Annotated in this window: 6 protein-coding genes; 2 read left to right on the top strand and 4 right to left on the bottom strand. The window is 56.7% G+C overall.

The genetic code is table 11. The annotated features are described in order from the left end of the window. The first annotated feature begins 435 nt into the window (after nt 1–435). Both kup and F3J41_RS09225 read left to right on the top strand, forming a co-directional pair. Nucleotides 436–2,304, top strand: a complete 1,869-nt coding sequence (kup, locus tag F3J41_RS09230) for a low affinity potassium transporter Kup (RefSeq protein ID WP_058758791.1) — start codon at nt 436–438, stop codon at nt 2,302–2,304. A 294-nt stretch (nt 2,305–2,598) separates the two neighbouring features. After that, nucleotides 2,599–2,904: a DUF1471 domain-containing protein gene (locus F3J41_RS09225; protein ID WP_021509483.1), complete on the top strand. Its 306-nt coding sequence runs from the start codon at nt 2,599–2,601 to the stop codon at nt 2,902–2,904. A gap of 25 nt (nt 2,905–2,929) precedes the next feature. On the opposite strand, the gene F3J41_RS09220 is transcribed toward F3J41_RS09225, so the two are convergent. Genes F3J41_RS09220 through leuC form a run of 4 tightly spaced genes read right to left on the bottom strand, consistent with a single transcriptional unit; the run spans nt 2,930 to nt 6,880 of the window. Further along, the gene (locus tag F3J41_RS09220) at nt 2,930–3,892 is read right to left on the bottom strand and encodes a LysR family transcriptional regulator (RefSeq protein WP_021509484.1); all 963 of its coding nucleotides are present in this window, start codon (nt 3,890–3,892) and stop codon (nt 2,930–2,932) included. Nucleotides 3,893–3,922: 30 nt separating this feature from the next. After that, nucleotides 3,923–4,837, bottom strand: a complete 915-nt coding sequence (locus tag F3J41_RS09215) for an alpha/beta fold hydrolase (RefSeq protein WP_104093591.1) — start codon at nt 4,835–4,837, stop codon at nt 3,923–3,925. After that, the gene (leuD, locus tag F3J41_RS09210) at nt 4,834–5,457 is read right to left on the bottom strand and encodes a 3-isopropylmalate dehydratase small subunit (RefSeq protein WP_104093590.1); all 624 of its coding nucleotides are present in this window, start codon (nt 5,455–5,457) and stop codon (nt 4,834–4,836) included. Before leuD ends, F3J41_RS09215 begins: the two co-directional genes overlap by 4 nt. Before the next feature lies 1 nt (nt 5,458). Further along, entirely contained in the window at nt 5,459–6,880 is a 1,422-nt protein-coding gene (gene leuC, locus F3J41_RS09205; protein ID WP_059012853.1) for a 3-isopropylmalate dehydratase large subunit, read from the bottom strand. Between the last annotated feature and the right edge of the window lie 314 nt (nt 6,881–7,194).

The raw sequence follows: 7,194 nt of genomic DNA, 5'->3' as shown, positions 1-7,194 counted from the left end.
CCGCACGGATCGTAGCGGCGCAATTCATTGCGCATTCCGGCAACTGTGAAATGTTTAACTTAGCGCGATAAATCGCGCCGCTACATATTGTGCGGTCGGAGGGTACGGATATAATTTTTGGTACAAAGTCTTAGCATCGCTATTTCCTGCATTTTTAATCATCTCGCTATCTGCGCTCCCCCATCCCATTTTCTGCCAGCCAGCCCGCTTCTGCTGCTGTCTGAATCGTCTACACTTCAGGTTGAAAAAGCCGCAGCGGTGTAAAAATGGCGTAAAAATTTGGCCGATTGGTATAAAAATCGTGTACAAAAAAACGCCAACCCCTACCGATTACGCCGCTGAAAGGCTATCTTCGCCAGCATAAAAGTGGGTGATTGCGACACGCCAGTGCGGTTGATGGCGCTCGCCCTTTCTCCCTGAAAAAACAGGAAATGTATGAGTCAATCAGAGAAACAGTCTCTGCCTGCTGGCATGCTGGCCGCCGCCGGCATCGTGTTTGGTGATATCGGTACCAGCCCGCTGTATACCCTGAAAGAGTGTCTGTCGATTTTGCCGGACGGCGCGCCGTCGGCACTGGCGGTGATGGGCTTTCTGTCGCTGATCTTCTGGGCGCTGACGCTCATCGTCACGCTGAAATATGTCTGCTTCGTGATGCGCGCCGACCACGACGGCGAAGGCGGCATTCTCACCCTGATGTCGCTGGCTCGCCGCAACGTTGGCCGCAAAGCCGGTCATATCATCGTGCTGGCCGGTCTGATTGGTGGCGCATTTTTCTACGGTGATGGCGTGATCACCCCGGCCATCTCGGTGCTGTCGGCCATTGAAGGGATTCAGGTGGTCTCGCCCGGGCTGGAAAAATATGTGGTGCCGCTGGCGCTCACCATTCTCGCGCTGCTGTTCATTATCCAGAAACACGGCACGGAAAAGGTCAGCCGGGTGTTTGGCCCGGTGATGTTTGTCTGGTTTGTGGCCATCGGCGCGCTCGGCATTCGCGGTATTCTGCTCAACCCGGAAGTGCTGCACGCGCTCAGTCCGTCCTATGCGCTGACCTTCCTGCTCAGCCACAAAGCGCTCTCGCTCGCGGCGATGGGCATGGTGGTGCTGGCGGTGACCGGCGCGGAAGCGCTGTATGCGGATATGGGCCACCTGGGCAAAGCGCCGATTCGTCTAGCCTGGCTGGTGATCGCCATGCCGGCGCTGATACTGAATTACTTTGGCCAGGGCGCGCTGGTGATCGCAAATGCGCAGGCGCTGAACAATCCGTTCTTTAATCTGGCTCCCGGCTGGGCGCAGATTCCACTGATTGTGCTATCAACGCTGGCCACGGTCATCGCGGCGCAGGCAGTGATTTCCGGCGTCTATACCCTGACGCATCAGGCCATTCGCCAGGGCTTTTTACCGCCGATGCGCATCATTTTTACCTCGCATACTGAGTCCGGGCAGATTTACATTCCGGTGGTCAACTGGCTGCTGTTTACCGCCGTGATGCTGATTGTGCTGGCTTTCCGTCAGTCGTCGGCGTTGTCCTCGGCGTACGGCATCGTGGTGACCGGCACCATGGTGATCACGGCCTGTCTGGCGGGCGTGGTGGCGCTGCGTAACTGGCGCTGGCCGCTGCCGCTGGCGCTATTGTTCCTGCTGTGTATGCTGGTGGTCGACGTGCCGCTGTTCATCGCCAACCTGATGAAGCTGCTGTCCGGCGGCTGGGTGCCGGTGCTGCTGGCGCTGACCATGATGGGATTGATGCTGATCTGGAGCAGCGAGCGTAACCGCCTGATTCGCCGCTTAAATAACGACCAGGACGGTTTACTGGCGCTGGTGAAATCGCTGGAGAGCAATCCGCCGAACCGCGTCGAGGGCACCGCCATCTTCCTCGCGCGCAAGGAGTTTGAAATTCCCCAGGCGCTGTTGCACAACCTCAAGCATAACCGCGTGCTGCACCGCCGCGTGGTGCTGTTGCATATCCGCACCACCGACACGCCGCGCGTCTATAACCAGCAGCGCATCAGCATTACGCAATTGTCGCCGTCGTTTTGGCAGGTCACTGCCGCTTATGGCTGGCGTGAAGTGCCGTCAATGGCCGAGATTCTGCATCTGTGCGGACTGGAAGGTTTTGGCTGCACGGTGAATGAAGCGTCATTTTTTACCGCGCACGATACGCTGGTGATGAAAAAACGCCGCGGCCTGGCGCGGGTGCGCGGCGGAATTTTTCACTTCTGCCAGCGCAACGCGCTGCGCGCCCATGAGCAATTTCATATTCCGCCCAACCGGGTGATCGAACTGGGCGGCCAGCGCGAGTTTTAAGCCGCAGGGCCACGGATGGCCGGATTTGCCTGCACATGATGCACCGACTTTTTTAATGGCAAATGTAAGCAGATGAAAAAATATTAGCGAAACATTACCGGAGTTGTGGCGGAACTTTTCTTAACATCTGATTAGCAATTAAAGCTAAAACGCATAACCTCAAAAGGTGTTTATTAACCCTACCGGCATGATGATTCACCGTGCGCTTTGCCGGAATGTATAAACCAATAAACAACGATCTCAGGATCGGTTAATTCACTTCCGGCTCTGTTGTTATTTTTGAGGAGTAAGACCATGAAAGCGTTAATTAACGATGTGATTTCCATTTTTACGCCGCAAAATGTTAAACCGGTTTTAATTCGCGCCGATTTGACGCACCGCGAATTATCCTCAATCCATCCGGCAGGTGTGACCTCAGTAAGCTGGGCCACGTCAATGGAAGAGTTAACAGACGCCATTGTGAAAAAAGCCCAGGCGGCTGGAGCCGTCGGTTATCATATTACCGACGTTGAATCGCATGAGCCGGGCCACGACGGCCAGCACGTGATGGCAGCCACTGCGACGCTGTATCACATCAATGACAAGGTGGCTTACGGCTGATGCTGGGATTAACACGTTTTTCTGTTTATGGCCTGCCCGTCATTTCCGGCAGGCTTTTTTCATTAAAATAGGCAGCGAGAAAATCGAGAAAAACTTTAATACGCTGCGATTCTGCGGCGCGTTGCGTATACACCGCCCAGATATTGGCTTCCTGATACCACTGCGGTAATACCGCCACCAGCTCGCCCGTCGCCAGATACGGCGCCACATCCCACGCTGAACGCAGCGCAATACCATGCCCCTGCAATGCCCAGTGCAGAATCACCTTGCCGCTATTGGAAGAGTAATGGCTGTTCAGGCGACACAACACCTGCTGCTCGCCATTGGTCAATGCCCAGTTACCAAATGAATTATCGCGCTCATTAATGATCAGACAGCTGTGATGAATTAACGCATCCAGCGAGGCTGGCATACCGGCGCGGGATAAATACGCCGGCGCGGCACATAAAATACGCCGGTTAGCAATCAGCCGGCGGGCAATATAGGAAGGATTGAGATCATCGCCAACGCAGATTTCTACATCCGTGCCGCTCTGTAGCAGGTCGAATGCCCGATCGCTTAGCATCAGTTTAATATTCAGCGACGGATGCTGGTGAATAAATGCCGAAACCGCATCCGATAAATAGTCCTGACCGAAACCAAATGAGCAGCCGACGGTAATTTCCCCGGTCAGCTCGCCGCGCCACTGACGGAAATTATTGAGAAAGCCATCCATTTCCTGCACTACCTGCAGCGCGCCCTCAAGCGCTTTTTCACCTTCCGGCGTCAGGCGCATCACGCGGTTAGTGCGGAAAAACAGCCGCGTCTCCAGCTGTTTTTCCAGAATGGCGATGCGTTTACTGATGTAAGACGGTGACTGACCCAGCTCAATCGCCGCGCGGCCGAAACCGTCATGCCGCGCCACGCTGATAAACACGTACAGGTCTTCAATCGACGGCCAACCCTGTAACGGCTTCTGATAACTTTTTCCGGCAAGCAGTATTTTCATAACAGCACATGGTGAGTGAACGCCACGTGGTTATAACACAGATCCCAGGAAGCGCTGAAGCGAGTGCAGAAACCGCTCTGGCACCTCTTCCTGCGGTGAATGGCCGCACGGTAACGCCTCGCCCTGCACCTGCAGCGCCTTGTCCTGCCAGGTGTGCACCACATCATACAGCTGACCGACCGTGCCCTTTTCGCCCCACAACAGTAACAACGGGCAGGCAATGCGCCGGTCGCTGTCAGCGGCATCGTGTTGCAAATCAATGCTGGCGGCGGCGCGATAATCTTCACATACCGCGTGGATCATCGCCGGATCCTGATAGCAGCGCAGATAATCTTCGAATATCGCCGCTTCGGTCGCACCCGGCGTTTTCAGCTGGCCATCAATGTGTTTACGCAAAAAGAACGCCGGATCGTGACCAATCATGGTCTCCGGCAGCGGGTGCGGCTGAATCAGGAAGAACCACCAGAAATAGCGCGTGGCGAACGCCTGATCGGTCAGCGCGTACATGGTGGCAGTGGGTGCGATATCGACAAACACGCAGCAGCTGACTTTCTCCGGATGATCGAGCGCCAGCCGGTGCCCGACGCGCCCGCCGCGATCGTGGCCGACAAACGCCACGCGCTGCAGGCCAAGCGCGTCGATCAGCTGACTGATATCCTGTGCCATGCTGCGTTTGGCATACGGCAGATGTTCAGCATCGCTGGCGGGCTTGTTGCTGTCACCGTAGCCGCGCAAATCCGGCAGGATCACCTGATAATGCTGCGCCAGCTGTGGTGCGATTTTACGCCAGGCCAGATGATTTTGCGGATGGCCGTGCAGCATCAGCAAAGGCGTGCCCTTGCCGCCGCTGGCCACGCGCAGCGTAACGCCATTATCCAGCGTCACATCCTGCAGGGTAAAACCGGCGATAAACGGCGACGGGCCGCGATCGATAATCTTACTCATGGTTGCTCCCTGGTGCGCTGCAGCCACGGGCGCTGCGCAAAGTGCTGCGCTTCAAACTGGCGGATATCCGCTTCATATTGCAGCGTCCAGTCCACCGCGCTGCCGCCACCGATCAGCATTTCGCGCTTCAGGGCACTGACCGTAAAGTGAATCACTTCATCCGCGAACTGAATGGTTTGCTGCTCCAGCGACACGCTGATGGTGTTGCGCTGCGCATCGGCGGCCACCGCGCTCAGACGCTGATAATCCGCCTCGCTCAGGCTCAGCGTCAGCACGCCGTTACGCTGGCAGTTGTCGTCAAAAATGCCGGCGAAGCTGGTGCCGATAATCGCGCGGATGCCCAGCTGATTCAGCCCCCACACTGCATGTTCGCGGCTGGAGCCACAGCCAAAGTTGGCGCCGACCAGCAAAAACGTCGCGTTCTGCCAGCCCGGCTGATTGAGGATGAAATCAGGGTTTGGTGCACCGTCGGCCAGAAAGCGCAGGTCAAAGAACACGCCGCGGTCCAGCTCCTGCCGGTCAATGCCTTTGAGAAACTGCTTGGGCATAATCACATCGGTATCGATGTTAGCAGCCGGCAGCGGTGCCAGCTTGCCGGTGATGGTAGTGAAAGCTTGCATATTAAACCCCGGATTGCAGATAGTGACGAACATCAACCAGATGGCCCGCCAGCGCAGCGGCGGCGACCATCGCCGGACTCATTAAGTGAGTACGCGCGCCCGCGCCCTGACGGCCGGCAAAGTTACGATTGGTGCCAGATGCGCAGCGATCGCCCGGTGCCAGCACATCCTCGTTCATCGCCAGACACATCGAACAGCCCGACTGACGCCACTCGAAGCCGGCGTCGATAAAGATGGCCGCCAGCCCTTCCGCCTCCGCCTGCTGCCGTACCTGGGTTGAGCCCGGCACGATGATGCCGCGCACGTGCGGCGCGATTTTGCGGGTGCCGATCACCGCTGCCGCAGCGCGCAAATCTTCAATGCGCCCATTGGTGCAGGAGCCGATAAACGCGTGGGTGATGGCAATGTCGGCCAGCGGCGTGCCGGCTTGCAGCCCCATGTAGTGCAGCGCATTTTTCATCGCCTGCTGTTTCACCAGATCGGGTTCGTCTGCCGGATTAGGCACGTGGCCGCTGATGGCGCAGGCCTGATCCGGGCTGATGCCCCAGGTGACCTTCGGTTCCAGATCGCTGCAATCAATGGTCAGTTGCCGGTCAAATACCGCATCATCATCGCTGCGCAACGTGCGCCACTCGGCCAGCGCCTGCTGCCACAGTTCGCCCACCGGCATTTGCGGTTTGCCGGCAATGTAAGCGTAGACCTTGTCATCCGGCGCGATAATCGCCCCGCGCGCACCGGCTTCCACTGCCATGTTACACAGAGTCATACGCCCTTCCATGCTCAGCGCATCAATCGCGCTGCCGGTAAACTCAATCGCATACCCCGTAGCGCCGGATGCGCCAATCTGTTCGATCAACGCCAGCACGATGTCTTTGGCGGCGCAGCCAAATGGCAGCTCGCCGGTGACTTCAACGCGCATGGTTTTCAGCGTGCGATAAATCAATGTCTGTGTCGCCAGCAGGTGCTCGATTTCCGAGGTGCCGATGCCGAACCCCAGCGCGCCAAACGCCCCGTAAGTGGTGGTATGGCTGTCGCCGGCGGCAATCACCATCCCCGGCATCACCAGCCCCTGCTCGTGCGCCACCACATGTTCAATGCCCTGTCGCGGATCGAGCACGTCAAACAGCTCAATGCCAAAGTGTTCAGCATTTTTGCGGAAGTAATCGACCTGCAGCTGGCCGCCAGCGTCGGTCATCGCCGCATCGCGCATCGGCCGCGTCGGGTTCACATGGTCGACGTTGAGTAGAATGGTGGCCGGATGGCGCACGCGCCGCGACCGGTCGCGCAGACCGCTAAACGCCTGCGGGCTGGTGTATTCATTGAGGATTGACCGGTCGATATAGAGCAGCACGTGCCCCTCATCGTCCAGGTGACGTACCACATGCTGTTCGATCAGCTTTTCATACAGGGTTTTGCCCGCCATGCTCATGTCCACGCGAAAGTTAAACAAGTCATCAGAGACCTTAGGGTAAACCCATTCGGCGTCAGATCATCAACACGCTCCGTGCAGTGATAGTGCATGATTTGTCATCGCGGCAGCGGATTTAATTTGACCTAAGTCGTGCCCGTCGTTATAAATAATAACCGCGCTCCGTTAGCGGATATATTGTTGCTTTTTCCCGCATTTCTGCTGTATTCCTGCCGTTTATTTCGCCATCCCGCTTTTATGAAAGTTAATTAATTGCCATCAATAGTTAATTAACTAAAAACAAGTTAATCTTTTCGTAACAATCTTTT

The sequence above is a fragment of the Pantoea sp. Ap-870 genome (assembly GCF_011752515.1).
Lineage (GTDB): Bacteria > Pseudomonadota > Gammaproteobacteria > Enterobacterales > Enterobacteriaceae > Pantoea > Pantoea dispersa.
The sequence above is the reverse complement of the archived record's forward strand: the minus strand, read 5'-3'. Positions and strand labels throughout refer to the sequence as shown.

Excerpts from the sequence above, each read along its gene's own strand:
- F3J41_RS09215 (WP_104093591.1), bottom strand. The coding sequence starts at position 4,837 with ATGAGTAAGATTATCGATCGCGGCCCGTCGCCGTTTATCGCCGGTTTT.
- F3J41_RS09220 (WP_021509484.1), bottom strand. The coding sequence starts at position 3,892 with ATGAAAATACTGCTTGCCGGAAAAAGTTATCAGAAGCCGTTACAGGGT.
- kup (WP_058758791.1), top strand. The coding sequence starts at position 436 with ATGAGTCAATCAGAGAAACAGTCTCTGCCTGCTGGCATGCTGGCCGCC.
- leuC (WP_059012853.1), bottom strand. The coding sequence starts at position 6,880 with ATGGCGGGCAAAACCCTGTATGAAAAGCTGATCGAACAGCATGTGGTA.
- F3J41_RS09225 (WP_021509483.1), top strand. The coding sequence starts at position 2,599 with ATGAAAGCGTTAATTAACGATGTGATTTCCATTTTTACGCCGCAAAAT.
- leuD (WP_104093590.1), bottom strand. The coding sequence starts at position 5,457 with ATGCAAGCTTTCACTACCATCACCGGCAAGCTGGCACCGCTGCCGGCT.